Genomic DNA, 17895 nt, shown 5'->3' with positions numbered 1-17895 from the left:
GCCTCCCCATCCGTCGCCGCCGGGCGCAGGCGACACCCTGGCAGGTAGCGGCTAGAGGTCCGGCGCCACACGGGCGCACCAGCGCATGGGGTACCATAAGGTCCGACGTCGTGACGAAAGGACCTTCCTTGAGCGCTTCTCTCGATGCTTCCGACCCCCGCGCCGACGACCCTCAAAAGACTGCCGAGCCCCTGGGCCCCACGTTTCGCACCGGCTCGGTCATCCTGCGCGGCAACCAAATACCCAAGACCCTCTCCGCCACTTCCGACCTAGCGTCGTATGACAGATCGGATGAGTGGCTCCATGCCGACCCCTGGCGCGTCCTGCGCATCCAGTCCGAGTTCGTGGACGGTTTCAACGCACTGGCCACGCTCGGGCCTGCCGTGACGATGTACGGTTCGGCGCGCACCAGACCATCCGACGACCTGTACGACCAGGCGCGCGAGACGGCCCGCCTCATCGCCGCGCGGGGCAGCTCCGTCATCACGGGCGGCGGGCCCGGAATCATGGCAGCGGCCAACCAGGGCGCGGCGGAAGGCGGCGTCACCTCGGTGGGCCTTGCCATCGAGCTGCCCTTTGAGGAGGCCGTCAACCAGTGGGTCAACCTGGGCGTCACCTTTCGCTACTTCTTCGTCCGCAAGATGATGTTCGTCAAGTACTCGCAAGGGGCCGTCTTCTTTCCGGGCGGCTTTGGCACCATGGACGAGATGTACGAGCTGCTGACCCTCGAGCAGACCAGCAAGACGCCCTCCATGCCCATCGTCCTCTTTGGAAGCGCCTACTGGGGCGGCCTGCTGGACTGGCTGCGCACGACCATGCTTGCTCACGGCAACGTCGACGAGAGCGACCTTGCGCTCGTGAGCGTCACCGACGACCCCAGGGAGGCCGCGCGCATGGCCACAAGCGCGCAGCGGCTCCCCTAGAGACCCAGAGGCCCTGGGCGCGCCGCACGGCGCGCGACCTAAGGGCCCCTCAGGACGCACCCGTCACACAGGCGCGGCGCCTCAGGCGGCCGCGCCGGCCCACCATCGACAGGGAGAGAGACATGGCGTACGCAGCGGCAATCTTTGACCTGGACGGGACCCTCCTTGACACCCTCGACGACCTCACGTCATCCGTCAACGTCGCCCTCGGGGCCCACGGGCTCCCGCCGCGCCCCCGCCGCGAGATTCGCTCCTTTTTGGGCAACGGCATGGTCCGTCTCGTTCACCTGAGCGTGCCCGACGGCACGGACGCGGCGCTGGAGGCCGCGGTGCTCAAGGACTTCATGGCTCACTACGCCGAGCACGCGGCGGAGCGCACCGCCCCCTATCCCGGCGTCGTCAGCCTCCTCTCGACGCTTGCCGACAAGGGGGTGCGATGCGGCCTGGTGTCAAACAAGGGGGACTTTGCCGTCCAGAGCCTGGTCGCCACCTACTTTCCGGGACTCTTTGACGCCTGCGTGGGCGAGAGAAAGGGCGTGCGTCGCAAGCCCGCCCCCGACACGGTGCTCAGGGTCATGGACGAGCTGAGAGTCGCGGCCTCGCAGACCGTCTACGTGGGCGACTCCGAGGTTGACCTTGAGACCGCCAGAAACGTGGGCTGCGCCTGCATTGCCGTCTCGTGGGGGTTTCGGGACCGCGACCTGCTGGTGCGGCAAGGCGCCACCACCATCGTTGACACCGCCGAGGAGCTGGCCGGGGCTATTCTGCTCCCGGCGTCAGCGTCCGCCCCTGGCAGTGACCTTACGCTTGCCTAACAGTTACCGAGCGTAGGAATAGCCCATTTGGCGCTTAGGTAGAATGCAGATATCGGGAACGCGTTCCCGCAAACCAAACACCGCTCCTTGAGAGAAAGGACAGGCCATGGGCAAGAAGGCGGCGGAGGCACTCGAGATCGATTACGACGGCCTCGCAGACTACCTGCACGCGCACCACTCCGTCTACATGAAGGTGGACAACGCGGTCTATTACCTCACGGACTGCAACTATGAGGCGTGGCGCGCCCAGGACACGAGCCTGCGCAACTCCAAGAACCACTTCGTGGACTGCAGCGCCCTCGTCCCCACGGTGGACGAGTTTTTGGCCCTTCCCTTCGTCAACGGCCATACCATCAAGGACGTGTTCTCTCACGCCACGTTCTTTGCGTCCATGAGCGGCGTGAAGCAGCCGTAGTACCTAGGGTCCGACCTTGGGACGCACGGTCCTTTCAGGGCATGCACGCGGCAGCGGATGCGACAAAGGGGCGAGACGATCTGGTCGTCTCGCCCCTCTCTCTTGTCGTGCCCCTCTTGCCCCTGCGCGTCCGGGACGCCCCTGGGAGCGCGGGCTTAGGACTCCAAGTGCCCCTCTTGCCCCCGCGCGTCCGGGACGCCCCGGCACGGCTCGCTACTGACGGGGGGACTTGGGAATCTGGGCCTCGAAGGTCTCGGTGACCTCGTTGTCCTGGTCCTGCTTCGTGAAGCCCTTCTCGAGCGTGGGAATGAGGTCGCAGTAGATGTTCTCGGTGGAGTTCATGTGCGGCGAGCGCTTGGCGTAACGCTTGACCGCGGCGGCCGACTTCCTGATGGCCACGAGGGTGCCGGCCCCCGCCACGCACCCGCCCGGGCAGGCCATGCCCTCAAGCAGGTGGCCCGGGTACTTGCCCTTGATGGCGTCCTTCATCATCGTGCGGCAGTTGTCGAGCCCCTCGGCGTTGACCACCTTGACCTCGCAGTCGGGATAGGTGCGCTTGATGGCGTTTGCCACGGCCGTCGCCACGCCACCCGCGACGGCAAAGTTGCGACCGTCGGTGCTCGCCACGTCAAAGTCGCTCTTGTCGTCGTCCTCGAGGCTGAGGTAGTCGATGTCCCGCGCCTCCATCATGCCCGCCATCTCCTCAAAGGTGAGGACGAAGTCCACCTCGGAGCGAACGCTCCGACGCATGGCCTCGAGCTTCTTGGCCGAGCAGGGACCCACGAAGACAATCTTGGCGTGAGGGCGCTGCATGCGAATCATACGCGCCGTGAGCGTCATGGGCGTGAGCGCCATCGAGACGGCGCCGGCGTGGTCAGGGAACTCCTTCTTGGCCATGACCGACCAGGCCGGGCAACAGCTCGTGCCCATAAAGGGAAGCTTGGCCGGCACCTCCTCGAGGAAGTCCTCCGCCTCCTGCACGGTGCAGAGGTCCGCGCCCAGGGCCACCTCCTCGACGCCCGAGAAGCCCAGGAGCTTGAAGGCCTCGCGCAGCTTCCCCACGTTGCCCTTGCCGCCAAACTGTCCGACGAAGGAGGGCGCGACGGCGGCGATGACCTCCTCGCCGTGTTGGATGGACCAGATGACCTGGGCGATCTGGCTCTTGTCGGCGATGGCCCCAAACGGGCAGTTCACCAGGCACTGGCCGCAGCTCACGCACTTCTCGTAGTTGATGTCGGCGCGGCCGTGCTCGTCCGAGCTGATGGCGTTCATACCGCAGGCGGCAGCGCAGGGACGCACGTGATGGTGGATGGCGCCATAGGGGCAGACCTTGAAGCACTGCCCGCACTGGATGCAGAGGTCCTGGTCGATGTATGCCTTGTGGTTGACGAAGGTGATGGCCTTCTTGGGACAGATCTCGCGACAGGGATGCGCCAGGCAGCCCTGACAGGTGTTGGTGACCTCATAGACGTTGTCCTGGCAGGCGTTACAGGCGAACTTGATGACGTTGATGAGCGGTGGCTCGTAGTACGAGAGGTTGTCGACCTCCGCCTCGTTGAAGCCGTCCGAGATGCGCTGCGGCCGGTCAACGCCCTGGAGCGAGAGGCCCATGGCAAGCCGGATGCGCTCGCCGATGATGGCGCGCTCAAGGAAGACGCTCTCGCGATAGGTCGCCACGTCGCCCGGCAGGATCTTGTAGGGCAGCTCGTCAAAGGCGTCGTCGATGTCCGCCCTCGTCATGTTCCGATCCTTGCCCGCCCGATAGCAGATGCTCGCCACCTCCCGAAAGACGTTGCGTCGAATCTCGGTCAGGTTGGTGTAGACGCCGCGCATGGTGTCTGCCATGTGCATCCTCCCTCAAGTCATCCCCACGACGCCGCGGCCGCCCTTCTGCCGGCGGGCGGCGCCGCATCCTCCTTCCCCCATTATGAGGCTAAGTGCGGCCTTGCGGGACAAACTTGTTCCGCCACATTGACATGGCCCCGCCCGGCGGGCTGAGATGGGCGCCTAACCGGGGCTCACCGTCCCCGTAAGGCCTCCCAACAGCTCGGGAAGGTCAGGCCGCACGTTCACAAAGCGCGGCGGCAGCGGCGTCGAGAGGTCGAGCGGCTCTTTTGTCAGGGGATGGGTCAGGCTGAGCCCCAGGGCGTGCAGCATGAGGCCCCCGGGCGCACCCGCGCCGTAGAGACGATCACCGACGATGGGAAACCCCAGGTGAGACAGGTGCACGCGAATTTGGTGGCGACGACCCGTAAGCGGCTCGACGAGCAGCAGCGAGCGGGCGTGGTACCTTTGCCCCTGCCTGGCCAGGAGGCGGACGCGCGTCGTCGAGGGCCTGCCGCCGGACCAGACGAGCATGCGCCTGCCGTCATGCCGGTCGCGTCCCAGAGGCAGGTCGACGACCCTCTCGCCTGCGGGGAAGCTGCCGCGCACCAGGGCGAGATAGCGCTTGCGGACGAGACGCCTGGCAAAGAGGGCGTCAAACGCTCCCTGGGTGTCATGGTCAAGCGAGAAGAGCACGATGCCCGAGGTGTCCACGTCAAGGCGCTGGAGCGCCTGGGGACGCGTGATGACGGCACCCTCGCGGGCAAGCTGGCGCGCAACAAGCTCCGAGAGGGTGGTAGCTCCGCCGCCGTCGCCGTGCACGAGGATGCCCTGGGGCTTGTCCACCGCACACAGCCAGGCGTCACGATAGAGCACGTCGAGGTGCGCCCCGACGCTCGCGGACGTCTTAGCCGCGACGTCCGTGCCGCACAGCCGGGACCGTCCCGGCGCCCTCGTCCTGCGGTGCCCGTGTCCCGTCATGCCGCCTCCCTCGTCCTGCGGGACCGCCCCGCCCGGCAGCCCCCTCGTGCCGCGCCGTCACCGCCGGCCTTCTGGGCCGCGCGCGACGGGCCGACGACCTCAGCCCCCTGGTCCAGACGGGCCTGAGGCCTAGAGCCGCTCGGCGAGGCGGGCAAGGATCTTGTTGACCGTGTTCATGGCGTCGCGGGGCAGCTCGGTGGGCGCGATGGACACGCCAAACTCCTCCTCGATGCCCACGAGCAGCTCGATGGCAGCCATGGAGTCAAGTAGTCCCAGCTCAAAGAGGTCCTCGTCGCGATGTTCGCCTACGGCGTCATCCTCGCAGACCTCCGCCATGAGGTCGAGCAGGCGCTCCTCGAGCTCCTTGTCGGACGTTGTGTCACCCATGTGACGCTCCTCTCTGCAATGCTTCTCGCGACGCGGGGGCAACATGACGCGCGGCAGCTCGGTCCCGAGCGCGGCGCGGCACTCCGGTTGTAAGCCTATCGCACGACCCTAAGGCGAGCCTTTGCCGCAACGGCGCGCAAAGCGCCCAAAGACGTCGCCGGGGCCGGACGCTTGCCGCACCCAAAGGCGTCGCCGGGCGTTGCGCGCAGGGACGCCCGGGGCACGGGCCGACGAAACCGCAGGCGTCCGGGACGCGAGCGTCAATCTCGCGTGAGCTTGCGGCGCAGGCGATGGGGCCGGGACTGCTCCGGGCCCAGGCGTCTCTCGCGGTCGCGCTGGTAGTCAGCAAAGTTGCCCTCAAACCAATGCCAGCGACCCGGCTCCTCGTCCGTGCCCTCCCAGGCAAGTATGTGCGTCGCCACGCGGTCCATGAACCAGCGGTCGTGGCTCGTGATCACGGCGCAGCCCGGAAACGCCAGCAGGGCCTCCTCGAGCGAGGCGAGGGTCTCGGTGTCGAGGTCGTTGGTGGGCTCGTCCAGCAAGAGGAGATTGCCGCCCTGGCGCAGGGTGAGGGCCAGGTTGAGGCGGTTGCGCTCGCCGCCCGAGAGCACGCCGGCACGCTTCTGCTGGTCGGGGCCCTTGAAGCCAAAGGCGCTCACATACGCGCGACTGGGTATCTCGGTGCCGCCCACCTGGATGAAGTCGTTGCCGTCCGAGACGACCTCCCAGACGCTCTTGTCGGGCTCGAGACCCTCGCGGCCCTGGTCGACATAGGAGAGCTGCACGGTGTCGCCCAGGCTGAGACTGCCGGAGCTGGGCTGCTCCTGGCCCACGATCATCTTGAACAGCGTGGACTTGCCGACGCCGTTGGGACCGATGACGCCCACGATGCCGCCTCGCGGCAGGGCGAAGCTCAGGTCGTCAATGAGCACGCGCTCGCCAAACGCCTTGCACAGGCGCTCGACCTCGAGGACCTTGGAACCAAGGCGCGGACCCACCGGGATGTGAATGTCGGTGAAGTCCGTCTTCGTCACGCGGCGCGCCTCGGCGTCCATCTGCTCGAAGGCGGTCAGGCGGGCCTTGCTCTTTGCCTGACGGGCCTTCTGGGACGAGCGGACCCAGGCGAGCTCGTCCTTCATCTTCTTGGCGCGTCGGGCGTTCTGCCTGGACTCCATGACGAGGCGAGCGGCCTTGGTCTCGAGGTAGGTGGAGTAGTTGCCCTTGTACGGGTACAGGGTGCCGCGGTCGACCTCACAGATCCATTCGGCGACGTTGTCGAGGAAGTAGCGGTCGTGCGTGACGGCCAGCACCGCCCCCGGGTAGCCCTTGAGGAACTGCTCGAGCCAGAGTACGGACTCGGCGTCAAGATGGTTGGTGGGCTCGTCAAGAAGAAGCAGGTCAGGAGCCTCAAGGAGCAGGCGGCAGAGCGCGACGCGACGCCGCTCGCCGCCGGAGAGGTGACTCACCCGCTCATCCGGGTCGGGGCATTGCAGAGCGTCCATGGCCTGGCTGAGCTGGCTGTCAAGGTCCCAGCCGTTGGCTGCGTCAATCTGGGTCTGGAGCTCGCCCATCTCGGCCATGAGGGCGTCGAAGTCCGCGTCGGGATCCGCCATCTGCTCGCTGATCTGGTTAAAGCGCTCGACCTTGGCGATGACGTCCCCAAAGGCCTGGCGGACGTTCTCGCCCACCGTCTTGTCCTCGTCCAGCGGGGGCTCCTGCTCGAGCAGGCCCACCGAAAAGCCCGGCGTGAGCCGCGCCTCGCCGTTTGAGATGTCCTCGCGACCAGCCATGATCTTGAGCAGCGTTGACTTGCCCATGCCGTTGGGGCCCACGACGCCAATCTTGGCGCCGGGGAAGAAGCCCATCGTGACGTCATCGAGGATGACCTTGCCGTCAAAGGCCTTGCGGACCCGCTCCATCTGGTAGATGAACTCTGCCATGTGCTCTCCCTCGGTGTGGTTGCCGGGCCCAGGGGCCGGGTGGCGTGGCCGTTGGGCTCGGATGCTTTGCGTGACCCCATTCTAGGGGAGTCTGAGGGAGTCGCGACCCCCTCATGCGTTGTCCGGCACAATGGCCACAGCCACACAGCCGCCAGGAACCCTCATTTGCACTGAGCCCGTCGTGCATCCTCCGCGACGCGGTCAACGCCCTCGTGCCAGACGGTCCCGGGATCCGGGGTGGGAGCATGCGTCAGGACGACGGAGCGCGGGGCGGGGTCAGGACGGCGGCGTCAAGATGCTCTATGAAGCGGGCTGCAGCGACCGAGGGCCGCTCGGCCCTGCGCGAGACCACGCCTATCGTGCGAAACGCGCGCGGCTCGACGTGGCGCACAGCCAGGTGGTACGGGTTGCGCCTCAGTATCAGCGCGGGGAGGACCGCCAGCCCCAGGCCGCTCTCGACCATGGACATGATGGCGTAGTCGTCAAAGGTCGTGAAACGCACCCGGGGACGCAGCCCGGCGCGGGAAAAGATGTCAACGACCTCGGTGTCCCCCGACTTGCGCAGCATGATGAACGGCTCCTCGCACAGCTCCTCCACCGGCACGCCCGCCTTGTCGGCAAGACGATGCCCCTCGGGCAGGACCGCCATGAGCTCGTCGGTGGTCAGCGGGTGCGTCCGCAGCAGGGGACTCTTTGGCACAAAGGGGAGAAATCCCAGGTCAACACGGCCTTCCGCGCACCAGCTCTCGATCTCGGCGTAATCGCCCATCAGCAGCTCGTAGTCCACGTCGGGATACTCCCGCGAGAAGCCCCTCATCACCTCCGGCAGCCAATGGGTGGCGACGCTCGAGAAGCACCCGATGCGCACGGTTCCCGCCCGAATGCCGCGTATGTCATCCACCTGCATGCGAAGCCGACGGTCGGCTTCGCACACCTCCCGCACGAGCGGCCGCAGCCGCTCGCCGTCAGGCGTGAGCCTCAGGGGCCCGCGCCCCCTCTCCAGCAGGGACATGCCCCAGTCCTGCTCGAGGTCAGCCACCATGCGGCTCACCCCCGACTGCGAATACGACAGCCTCCGCGCCGCCCGCGTGAAGCTTCCCGTCCTGCAGCTCTCAAGAAAGGCCTGGTACTTCATGAGGTTTGTCTCCATGGGACCCCCGTCCTTCCCGCCGTGGCGACGCGCGACGATACCATGACTAATTTGCATGATAACCATGATATACATTCGCTTTTATTCTGCGATGACCCGTGCCAGACTAGCGGCTGGCGACACGTCGCGTACCCCCCACCCACCGCGAGAAGGACGGCGTCATGTCCAAGGAGTTCACCAAGTATCTGGCTTCCCTCGTCCTGTTTGGGTCCAACGGCATCGTCGCCGCGCACGTCGCGCTCCCCGTCTGCCAGCTCGTGCTCTGGCGCACGCTCGCCGGCAGCATCCTGATCCTGGCGGCGCTGGCGGGCTCTTGCGCACGGACGAGCTCCCGCGCACGGGCGGACGCGTCGGGCGTGGGGGCACCTCGGCTCGCCGCGACCGACCACCCGCGCGAGGCGCTGTCGCTTGCCGCGTCCGGCGCCGCCCTGGGCGTCGGCTGGATCTTCCTCTTTGGCGCCTATCGCCTGGTGGGCGTGGGCGTGGCGACGCTCACCTATTACTGCGGCCCGGTCATCGTCATGGCGCTCTCCCCCCTCCTGTGCGGTGAGAGGCTCACGTGCGTCAAGGTCGCCTGCCTCTCGAGCGTGGCGGTCGGGGCGGCGCTCGTGGTGTTGCGAGGCGCGGGCCCCGCGCCCGACGTCGCCGGCCTCGCCCTGGGCGCGGGCAGCGCCGTCATGTATGCGGCCATGGTGCTTTTTGCCAAGAGGGCGCCCCACGTGGGCGGGATGGAGTCGGCGGCGATCCAGCTTGTCGCAAGCTGCGTCGCCGTGACGACCTGGGCGGCGCTCACGGGAACGCTGCCCACGCCGTCCTCGCTCGTGGGTCCCAGCCTCCCCGCCCTGCTCGTCCTGAGCGTCGTCAACACCGGCGTGGGCTGCTACCTGTACTTCTCGTCACTGGGGGCGCTGAGCGTCCAGCGCGTGGCCGTCTGCGGCTACCTTGAGCCGCTCTCCGCCGTCCTGCTCTCGGCCCTCCTTCTGGGCGAGACCCTCACGCCCTTGTGCCTGCTGGGCGGCCTGCTCATCATAGGCGGCGCCGTCAGCAGCGAGCTCGCGGGCTCCGTGCGTCTGCGGCGACGGACGTGCGGGACCCTGGCGCACGGGCGGCCCGTCCCCGCAAACGGCCTCGTCGCCGGGCATGCCACACACTAGCCGCCTCACGCCCTGGCCCACGCCGCGACCGTCGGCCACACCGGGCGCCGCCGTGTGAACCCCGCCTTTTGTCGCATGTTTATGCACGTCAGGCCATAGCAGGCGACGGCGCGACGGCAAGCCCGCCCATTCCGTGGCACAATGGGCGCAGGCGTAGGGCGCGCACGGGCGTCCCCCAGGTTCAACAAGGCAAGGAGAAACGCATGCCCGAGACCATTCGCAAGGTCAACGTCATAGGCCACCTCCACCCCGACACCGACAGCATCTGCTCGGCGATCGCGCTGGCCTACCTCAAGAATCAGATTGACGACATCACGTACGAGCCGCGCCGTGCCGGCACCGTCAACCGCGAAACGGCCTTCGTCCTCAAGCACTTCGGCTTTGAGGAGCCCCAGCTCATCACCTCGGTCCGCCCCCAGATTAAGGACATCAAGATCCAGGAGACGAAGGGCATCGACCCCGAGATGAGCCTCTTTTCCGCCTGGACCCTCATGGGCGACACAAAGACCGACACGCTCTGCATCACCAGCGACGACTGCGAGCTCGAGGGCCTCGTCGCCGTCAAGGACATCGCCAACGCCAACATGAACGTCTTTGACACCACGATCATCGCCGAGTCCCGGACGCTCTTTGCCAACATTATCTCGACGCTCAAGGGCACGATGCTCCAGGGAGACGCCGACGCCCGCGTGACCACGGGCAAGGTGGTCGTCGGCACGACGCCCGAGATGATGGAGGGCAAGATTGAGCAGGGCGACACCGTGCTCGTCACCAATCGCTACGAGACCCAGCGCTTTGCGGTCGAGTCCGGCGCCAGCTGCCTCGTGGTCTGCAACGACGCGCGCATCTCCAACGTCGTGCTCGACGCCGCCGCCGCAAACGGCTGCACCGTCATCTCCACCCCCTACGACACCTTTGCCGCCGCTCGTCTGATCAGCATGTCCATCCCCGTGCGCGCCATCATGCTCCCCGCCGACAAGGTGCTGCGCTTCTCGGTCAACACGACCGTCGATGACGCCCGCAAGACCATCACGCAGTCACGTCACCGCTTCTTCCCCGTCATTGACGAGGAGGGGTCCTACGTGGGCCTGGTGTCCACGCCCAACCTCCTCAACGTCAATAAGAAGCACGTCATCCTCGTTGACCACAACGAGCGCTCACAGGCGGTCGATGGCCTTGAGCAGGCCGTCATCATGGAGATCGTCGATCATCACCGCATCGGCTCCATCGAGACCTCGGCGCCCGCGCGCTTCCGCAACGAGCCCGTCGGCTGCACCAACACCATCCTCTATAGCATGTACCAGGAGGAGGGCGTCCAGATTCCGCCCGACATCGCCGGCCTCATGATGTCCGCCATCCTCTCGGACACCCTGGCGTTTCGCTCGCCCACCTGTACCAAGCGCGACGAGCATGCCGCGCGCGAGCTTGCCAAGATCTGCGGCGAGGACATCGACTCCTACGCCGACGCCATGTTCGACGCCGGCGCGGAGCTCTCGGGCCGCACGGCCGAGGAGGTCTTCCATCAGGACTTCAAGGTGTTCTCCCGCGGCGCCGCCCGCTTTGGCGTGGGCCAGGGGAGCTTCATGACCAAGAACAGCCGCAAGGCGGCCGAGGCGCTCGTGGGGCCCTACCTCAAGGAGGGCGCCGCGGCTGACGAGCTGCCCATGGTGTTCTACATGTTCACCGACGTCAAGACCTCCACGACCGAGATGCTCTACTTTGGCTCCAACGCCGAGGAGGTCGTGAAGCGGGCGTTTGGCGTGACCCCCGAGAACGGCGTTGCCACGCTGCCCGGCGTCGTGAGCCGCAAGAAGCAGGTCGTTCCCGCCCTCATGACCACCCTGCAGGACAGCCTGGACGAGTAGGCGTCAGATCCCAACGCACGTCATGTGACCCAAACGGCCCGTCGCAGTCGCGGCGGGCCGTCATCAGGTGCGCGTCACGGCATCCGTGCCTAGAGCAGCTGGTCCAGCGTCCGTCCGTAGGGCGGCAGGAACTCGTCCATGAACTCGTCCACCTCGGGCAGCTCCTGGCGCATGCGTCGCAGCTTCTTGCGGGTGGCCTCCTCGGCCGTGACGAACTCGGAGTTGCCGCAGGCTCGCTCCTCTAGGCACTTGATGAGGGCGCTCAGACGGTCGGCGGCCTTGACGAGCCGGGCCACGTAGCGCTCGTCCTCCCCCTCGCCCGCCACGAACGCCCGCTCGAGCGCGGGACGCAGGTCCGCGGGCAGGGTGTCGAGCAGGCGGCGCCGGGCCCGCCCCTCGACGTCCTTGTAGGCGTCGCGCAGCCGGCCGTCACCGTACTTGACGGGCGTCGGCATGTCGCCGGTGATGATCTCGGACGCGTCGTGATACATGCCCAGGAGCGCCGCGCGCGACTCGTCCAGGTGGCGACCGTGACGCACGTTGGCGATCACGCAGAGCGCATGGGCGATCATGGCGACCTCAAGCGAGTGCTCCGAGAGGTTCTCGGGGCGCGAGTTGCGCATGAGCGACCAGCGCTCGATATACTTGAGACGCGAGAGTATGGCCAGAAACGGCGACGTTCCCTCGGGCTGAGGTCCTGCCATGAGCGTTCCTTTCGCGGGGTGTCGGATTTCGCGGGGTGTCAAAGTCCCATCTCATCGCGCTATGGTACGACAAGCCCGCAGAGGACGTGCGGCGCAGGCGCCGTCACGCAGGTCGCACGCGCGACGACGCGACGAGGCCCGTACGACGAGCCGCCCCCGCAGCATGACTCCCGCGCCCCCGACGGGCGCGCCCGCAGCCACACGTGGAAAGGATGACATGCACGCCCTTCACGCGCGACTCCCCAAGAACTTCGTCCTCGAGGACCGTCTCGAGCGCTATGCCGACGCCATCGAGCCCGCGCCCGCGCGGTGGGCGGGACGCTGGGCCGAGGCCTGCCACCCCCTCCCCTTTGCCGCATGCGACCCCGCCACGGACGGCGCGGCGACGCGGCGCGGCGACGCACGGCGGTATCGCGAGGTCCGCCTTGACCTGGGCTGCGGCAAGGGAGCCTTCACGGCCGAGATGGCCCGCCGCGAGCCCGACGTCCTCTTTGTGGGCGTTGACTTTGAGCCCATCTGCATCGCCTACGCCGCCGAGAGGGCCGTCACGGGCGGCCTTGCCAACATGGTCCTCGTCCCCGCGACGGGAAAGGGTGTGGGCGGCATCTTTGGTCCCGGCGAGCTAGGCGGCATCTACCTCAACTTTCCGACGCCCTTCCCGCGCAAGAAGGACGCGGGACTGCGGCTCACCCACCTTGACCGGCTCGTCGAGTATCGACGCCTGTTGGCGCCTGGCGCCAGCGTCCTTCTGAAGACGGACAGCTACCCGCTGTGGCGCTTCTCGCAGACGCAGTTTGACCTGGCGGGCTACACGACGCTCTGGAAGAGCGAGGATGCGCGCGCCGAGCGCCCCGACGACGCCATGAGCTGGTACGAGCGGCGCCTCTGCGCCCAGGGCGCCACGGTCTTCGCGCTGGAGGCCACGCCCGGCCATCTTGCGAGACGTCCCAGACAGACGGCGAGCCTTAGCCTCGTGGACTACCTCCCCGCCGACGTCGAAAGCATGGGATACGTGCCTCACGGCATGCAGGGCACCGTCACCAACCTGCGAAACCAGCGTCTGAAGGCACGGATGGGGCGCGACGGGGGGCGCGTGAGCCCGGGGGCCAAAGGGCGGTGACGGGTGTCGGCCGCTCATTGCGGGTAGACTGAAGGACATGATCAAAGGCAGGTTGGAGCCGCCTCGCACGCGCGGCCGTCACGTAAGGAGCAGCCATGACCAAGACGTCCCGGACCCTGATCAACGCCTGCGCCGCCCTCGTCGGCGTCGCCGGCACGGCAGCCGCGTTCGAGGGCATCTCCCGCCTCAGGTGGGGGCGCTCGGGCGTCGCCAGCGCCTGGGCCGGGCTTCAGCGCGCCTGCGGGGGGCGTGCGGACCTCCTTGGCAGGGACCTCGGCCGCTTTGAGGACTACGTCGAACGCCACCGGATCGAGAACGAGCGGGAGTACCGGATTCCCGCCTGGCTGCCCCTCTCGTCCCTCGTGTTCGAGGAGACGCGCGACGGCATGAAGACCTATCACCTGGGCACGACGGGCAAGAACGACCGCGCGGTCCTGTACCTGCACGGGGGCGCCTACATCGAGCAGATCGCCCCCCGGCACTGGCTCTTTGCCGACCAGCTCTGCCAGGCCACCGGCGCCGAGATCTGCGTGCCCATCTACCCGCTTGCGCCCGCCCACGACTACGACGAGGCGTACTCTCTCATCATCGACCTCTACGAGGGCATGGTCGAGCGCCGTGGGGCGGACAACGTCATCCTCATGGGCGACGGGGCGGGCGGCGGCCTCGCCGCAGGGGTCGTCGAGACCTTCGCCCACTACGACCTCCCCCAGCCCGCGCAGCTCATCCTCGTGAGCCCCGAGCTTGACATCACCATGAGGAACCCCGACATCCACGCCTACTTTGACCTTGACCCGCAGCTTGCCCCGTGGGGCATCGCCCAGGTGGGTGACATCTGGGCGGACGGCGACGACGCGACCGCGCCCCGCCTGAGTCCCATCAACGGTGACGTGAGCATCCTGCGCAACGTGACGACCTTCGTCGGCGGTCGCGAGATCCTTCGTCCCGACTGCGTCCTGTGGGACCAGCGCCTGCAGGAGGCGGGAGTCACTCATCGCCTCGTCCTGCAGGAGGGCCTCGGCCACGCCTGGCCCCTCGCCCCCATCCCCGAGGCGCGCGCCGCCCGCAGGCTCATTGCCGACATCGTGCGCTCCGGCGCGTCATGGGACCGCTGAGCATGCCCTCGCTGACGCCGGGCAACCGACTCTATCTCTATCGCCTGCTTGGGAACGCCCTGGGCAGGGGCAGGCAGGCCCCCCTGGCCGAGGCTGAGGAGGCCCTGCGAGCCGACGGCATCGACGTGACGTCTCTGGGCTTTCACGACGTGCGACAGCTTCTGGAGGAGCTGGATGACATCGTGCGCCTCACCGTGTTCAGGCGCGGACGCCTGCTTGTGACGGTGCCGCCCAACCCGAGCCTGGACGAGGCGCTGTCTCGTCTTGCCGAGAGGGACGACAAGGGAAGGCGGGGCGGGGCGGCCGCCTGGAGGCATCGGAAGGTCGCCAAGGATATGCGCCCCGAGAAGCCCCGGCCCAGACGCCGCCGCGCGGCACCCGCCCCCGTCGAGGTCGAACCGACCGTCACCGCGCCCGATGCGGGCCCCGACCTGACGGGTGGGGCCGAGGACGCCCGCGCGGACGGCGAGGCTGCCCAGGTCGTCGCGTCGCCTGTGCCCCAGGGCGACCCCGAGGGGGACGCAGGGACGACCCGCGCCGAGGTCCCGCCCGCAAAGACGCACGACGTCGCAGCAGGCCCCGCGCCCGTCACGGCAACGTCAGGTCGCGCTGCGACGGGCGTTCCGCCAACCTCCGAGGGGCGCATCTCGCTCACCATCACCTATGACCCCCACGAGGCGCTCGACGCCTCGGACGGGCCTGCGGGCGCACCCGCGACGTCGGGGGCCGAGGCGCCGGACGGCGCGGCGAAGGGACCCGCCACAAGAAGCCCGGACGCCGCAGGCCCCGCGACGCCTGCGAGCCCGACAAACGACCTCGGCCGTCTGCCCCGCGACCTGCCCGAGAGCCTCCGTGACGAGCTGTCCTGCCCGGACGAGCCCCTGAGCGTCCTCTATCAGCTGCTACCCCCTGACGTCGAGCCCCTGACCGTCCTCGACGAGGACTGGCGGCGGGCGCGCGGCACGGGGACGTTTGAGGCGACCAGGTCATGCGTGAGCTTTCCTTTGCGCTACGTGGGCGCGGACGGCCTGCCCGTACGAGCCGTCATCAGGCGCGTCAGACGCCCGGGTGCGCAGCGGCGCTGGGGTCTTTCAGACGTCGCGGGCGGCACGTCCCTTCATCCCCTCAGGGTCGAGACGGTGGGCCTTGAGGGACTCGCCGAACGACGCGCGGGAAGCTGGCGGGGACTGTCGCCGGAGGGGGCGTCATTTGGGCTCGACCTTGAGCGCGAGCTGGCGGACTTCATGGTCATAGGCTCCTGGGACGCGCTTCTGCAGGACGCCGCCAGGCAGGCGGCACGTGAGCCCTGGGCGTTTGGGCCCGACGCGTCCTTGGGCGCCGAGGGCGGGCGCGACGCCACTGATGCCCTGCCCATCCTGCGTGAGTATCTGTGCGCCACGCTCCATGACGTCCGCGAGCAGCGCCTCCTGTCCGTGGCGGACGACGGGAGCCTTGCCGCATGGAACACCGGGCTTCTTTCCGACGACGCCCGCGACGTCTATTGCGTGCTGCGTCCCCACGAGGGCGCCGTCCCCTGGCAGCTCGCGGGCTGCTGCCGCGCAGGCGAGGGTACGCTGGGCAGGACGCTCGTCGCGCAGCTGAGGGCGCTGCCCGCCCCCGCCCGCCACGCACGTCCGACGGGAGAGGCCCTGACGGCACGGGGCGAGGGCGTCTCTCTCGCACCTGAGCTGGACCAGCCGCACGTCCGCCTGGAGCTCTCCCGGACGCTGCGGCGCCTGGCCCAGAGCCCGACGCTTGCCGCCGCCGCCTTTGACCCCGCGCACCCCCGCCGGACCGTGCTGCTGCTACCTCTGGGCACGGGCGCGGGAGGCGGGGCCGAGCGGGCGCTCGTCGTCACGAGCGAGGGGGACGCGGACGGCTACCGCGCACAGGGGATCGTCTCGCCCCGGGACGCCTACGTCTGCGCCCGGACCGTCAGCGCGGAGCTGCCCTCCTGGCTGCGCGAGCTCGCCTGACCTTAGGAGGCGAGAGGCGCCAGGCAGGGGCCGGGACCCTTCCCTCATTCGACGCGCCGTCCCCCGCGCCGTCCGCGCCGTCAGGCGATGACGCGGGCCGAGGAGCCCTCGCGCCCGCTGGTGACAACGACCTTGCGCTCGATGACGCTCTGCAGCTCGGCCACATGGCTGATGATGCCCACGAGCTTGCCGGCCGAGGACAGGTCCGAGAGCATCTTGACGGCCGCCTGGAGGGCGTCGGCGTCAAGCGTGCCGAAGCCCTCGTCGATGAACATCGTATCCAGCTGGACGCCGCCGGCCCTGCCCTGCACGACGTCTGAAAGGCCCAGGGCGAGCGAGAGGCTCGCCTCGAAGGACTCGCCGCCCGAGAGCGTGCGGGCGCTGCGGCTCTTACCGGTGTAGTTGTCCAGCACGTCCAGGTCAAGGCCCACGTTCTTGCCCCTGCCCACGTCCGTGCGCCTCAGAAGCTGGTAGCGACCGCCGGTGACGACGGCAAGGCGCCTGTTGGCGGCGGTGATGACCTGGTCAAAGTAGACGGTCTGGACATAGCGCTCGAACGAGAGCTTCTCCTTGCCCACCAGGTCGCCGGTGAGGGTGTCGGCAAGCTGCCTGAGCGTCCCATAGCGCCGCTCGAGAGAGGAGGAGTCGGCAAGGGCCTGTCGGGCCTTGGCCAGAAGGTCGAGGTTGGCGCCCTGCCGCGCCCCCAGGTCCTGGAGCCTGGCATCAAGCGCGCTGCGCTTTGCCTCGGCCTCGTCCATCAGCTTGCGCTCCCGTGCCAGGTCGAGCTCACGCGCCTGACGTGTCGTGCGCTCCAGGCTCTGGATGGTCGCACGTGCCGACGCCTGGCTGCCGCGACAGGCCTCCCACGCCTCGCGCGCCGCCTCCAGTCGGCCCCGTGAGGCCTCAAGCTCCTCGCTCAGCGCGGCAAGCCGCTGGCGAACCTCCTGCTCCGTGTCCGGCCCCACGGCGGCGCGGGCCTCGTCGCGGCGGGCGCGGGCCTGAGTCAGGCGGTCACGTGCTGCCTGGGCCCGCTCCGCGGCGTCTCGCTGCAGGCGGGCGAGCTCAGCCATGCGCGGCTCAAGGTCATGGGCTCGGCGCAGCGCGTCGCTTTTGCCCTCGGCCAGCTCCCGTGCCGCACGGGCGTCCGCCTCGGCCTTTCGCGCCAGCCTGGCGCAGGAGTCCAGCCGCTCCTGACAGGCCGTTTGACCCTCGGCGGGCAGCTCGCTCTCGAGGGCGGCGAGCCTGCCCTGGGCGGTATGCAGCTCCTGGCGCAGCTCCTGGGCGACCCGTTGCGCCTCGGCAAGCTCGCCGGCCGTCTTTCTCTTGTCCTCCTCAAGGGAGCTGAGGTCCTCGCGCAGGGCCTTGACGCGCGCGAGCTCCGCCTTTACCCGCACGATGCCCTCCTCGGCCGCCGCGACGTCCTTGGCGGCAACGTCGCGCGCGACGAGAAGCGCCTCCTCGTCCGCGTCCGCGAGGGCCTCGGCAAGCGTCCCGCGCGCGCCCTCGCAGGAGCTTCGCGCCGCAGA

The 17895-nt window shown here is 68.4% G+C and carries 15 protein-coding genes; 8 read left to right on the top strand and 7 right to left on the bottom strand.

The window, feature by feature from the left end; all coding sequences use genetic code 11:
• The first annotated feature begins 128 nt into the window (after positions 1-128).
• The 3 genes from HMPREF2826_RS01895 (at position 129) to HMPREF2826_RS01885 (ending at position 2153) form a co-directional block, all read left to right on the top strand.
• Entirely contained in the window at positions 129-923 is a 795-nt protein-coding gene (locus tag HMPREF2826_RS01895) for an LOG family protein (protein ID WP_148138301.1), read from the top strand.
• 122 nt (positions 924-1045) lie between these two features.
• Positions 1046-1738 carry an HAD family hydrolase gene (locus HMPREF2826_RS01890; RefSeq protein ID WP_070638710.1) on the top strand — a complete coding sequence of 231 codons (693 nt, stop codon included), beginning with the start codon at positions 1046-1048 and terminating at the stop codon, positions 1736-1738.
• 106 nt (positions 1739-1844) lie between these two features.
• Positions 1845-2153, top strand: coding sequence for a hypothetical protein (locus HMPREF2826_RS01885; RefSeq protein WP_058271146.1), 309 nt, complete (start codon positions 1845-1847; stop codon positions 2151-2153).
• A 213-nt stretch (positions 2154-2366) separates the two neighbouring features.
• Here the strand turns inward: HMPREF2826_RS01885 and HMPREF2826_RS01880 are convergent, their stop codons facing one another.
• The 5 genes from HMPREF2826_RS01880 to HMPREF2826_RS01860 all read right to left on the bottom strand — a co-directional run bounded on the left by HMPREF2826_RS01880 (position 2367) and on the right by HMPREF2826_RS01860 (position 8435).
• Positions 2367-3998: a 4Fe-4S dicluster domain-containing protein gene (locus HMPREF2826_RS01880; RefSeq protein ID WP_070638708.1), complete on the bottom strand. Its 1632-nt coding sequence runs from the start codon at positions 3996-3998 to the stop codon at positions 2367-2369.
• A 162-nt stretch (positions 3999-4160) separates the two neighbouring features.
• Positions 4161-4958, bottom strand: a complete 798-nt coding sequence (locus HMPREF2826_RS01875; RefSeq protein WP_083307173.1) for an RluA family pseudouridine synthase — start codon at positions 4956-4958, stop codon at positions 4161-4163.
• Between the two features lie 129 nt (positions 4959-5087).
• Positions 5088-5345 carry a D-alanine--poly(phosphoribitol) ligase subunit DltC gene (dltC, locus tag HMPREF2826_RS01870; RefSeq protein WP_070638706.1) on the bottom strand — a complete coding sequence of 86 codons (258 nt, stop codon included), beginning with the start codon at positions 5343-5345 and terminating at the stop codon, positions 5088-5090.
• A gap of 260 nt (positions 5346-5605) precedes the next feature.
• Positions 5606-7285, bottom strand: coding sequence for an energy-dependent translational throttle protein EttA (gene ettA, locus HMPREF2826_RS01865; RefSeq protein WP_070638704.1), 1680 nt, complete (start codon positions 7283-7285; stop codon positions 5606-5608).
• 250 nt (positions 7286-7535) lie between these two features.
• Positions 7536-8435 (bottom strand): LysR family transcriptional regulator, encoded by a 900-nt coding sequence (locus tag HMPREF2826_RS01860; protein ID WP_070638702.1) that lies wholly within the window; start codon positions 8433-8435, stop codon positions 7536-7538.
• 161 nt (positions 8436-8596) lie between these two features.
• On the opposite strand from HMPREF2826_RS01860, the gene HMPREF2826_RS01855 reads away from it, so the two are divergent.
• A complete protein-coding gene (locus tag HMPREF2826_RS01855; protein ID WP_070638700.1) occupies positions 8597-9589 on the top strand; it encodes a DMT family transporter in 993 nt (330 codons plus the stop codon).
• A gap of 203 nt (positions 9590-9792) precedes the next feature.
• A complete protein-coding gene (locus HMPREF2826_RS01850; protein ID WP_070638698.1) occupies positions 9793-11454 on the top strand; it encodes a putative manganese-dependent inorganic diphosphatase in 1662 nt (553 codons plus the stop codon).
• 89 nt (positions 11455-11543) lie between these two features.
• On the opposite strand, the gene yfbR is transcribed toward HMPREF2826_RS01850, so the two are convergent.
• Entirely contained in the window at positions 11544-12158 is a 615-nt protein-coding gene (yfbR, locus tag HMPREF2826_RS01845; RefSeq protein ID WP_070638696.1) for a 5'-deoxynucleotidase, read from the bottom strand.
• Positions 12159-12375: 217 nt separating this feature from the next.
• On the opposite strand from yfbR, the gene HMPREF2826_RS01840 reads away from it, so the two are divergent.
• The 3 genes from HMPREF2826_RS01840 to HMPREF2826_RS01830 all read left to right on the top strand — a co-directional run bounded on the left by HMPREF2826_RS01840 (position 12376) and on the right by HMPREF2826_RS01830 (position 16369).
• Positions 12376-13278, top strand: coding sequence for a tRNA (guanine(46)-N(7))-methyltransferase TrmB (locus HMPREF2826_RS01840; protein ID WP_070638694.1), 903 nt, complete (start codon positions 12376-12378; stop codon positions 13276-13278).
• A 95-nt stretch (positions 13279-13373) separates the two neighbouring features.
• Entirely contained in the window at positions 13374-14393 is a 1020-nt protein-coding gene (locus tag HMPREF2826_RS01835) for an alpha/beta hydrolase fold domain-containing protein (protein ID WP_070638692.1), read from the top strand.
• A gap of 2 nt (positions 14394-14395) precedes the next feature.
• Complete coding sequence (locus tag HMPREF2826_RS01830; RefSeq protein ID WP_070638690.1) at positions 14396-16369, top strand: DUF3825 domain-containing protein; 1974 nt, start codon at positions 14396-14398, stop codon at positions 16367-16369.
• An 80-nt stretch (positions 16370-16449) separates the two neighbouring features.
• Here HMPREF2826_RS01830 and HMPREF2826_RS01825 read toward each other — a convergent pair.
• Positions 16450-17895, bottom strand: a 1446-nt coding sequence (locus HMPREF2826_RS01825) for an SbcC/MukB-like Walker B domain-containing protein (RefSeq protein ID WP_305778296.1), incomplete at its 5' end; no start/stop codon positions are given.

Source organism: Olsenella sp. HMSC062G07, assembly GCF_001811895.1.
GTDB classification, from domain to species: Bacteria; Actinomycetota; Coriobacteriia; order Coriobacteriales; family Atopobiaceae; genus Olsenella_F; species Olsenella_F massiliensis.
The sequence above is the reverse complement of the archived record's forward strand: the minus strand, read 5'-3'. Positions and strand labels throughout refer to the sequence as shown.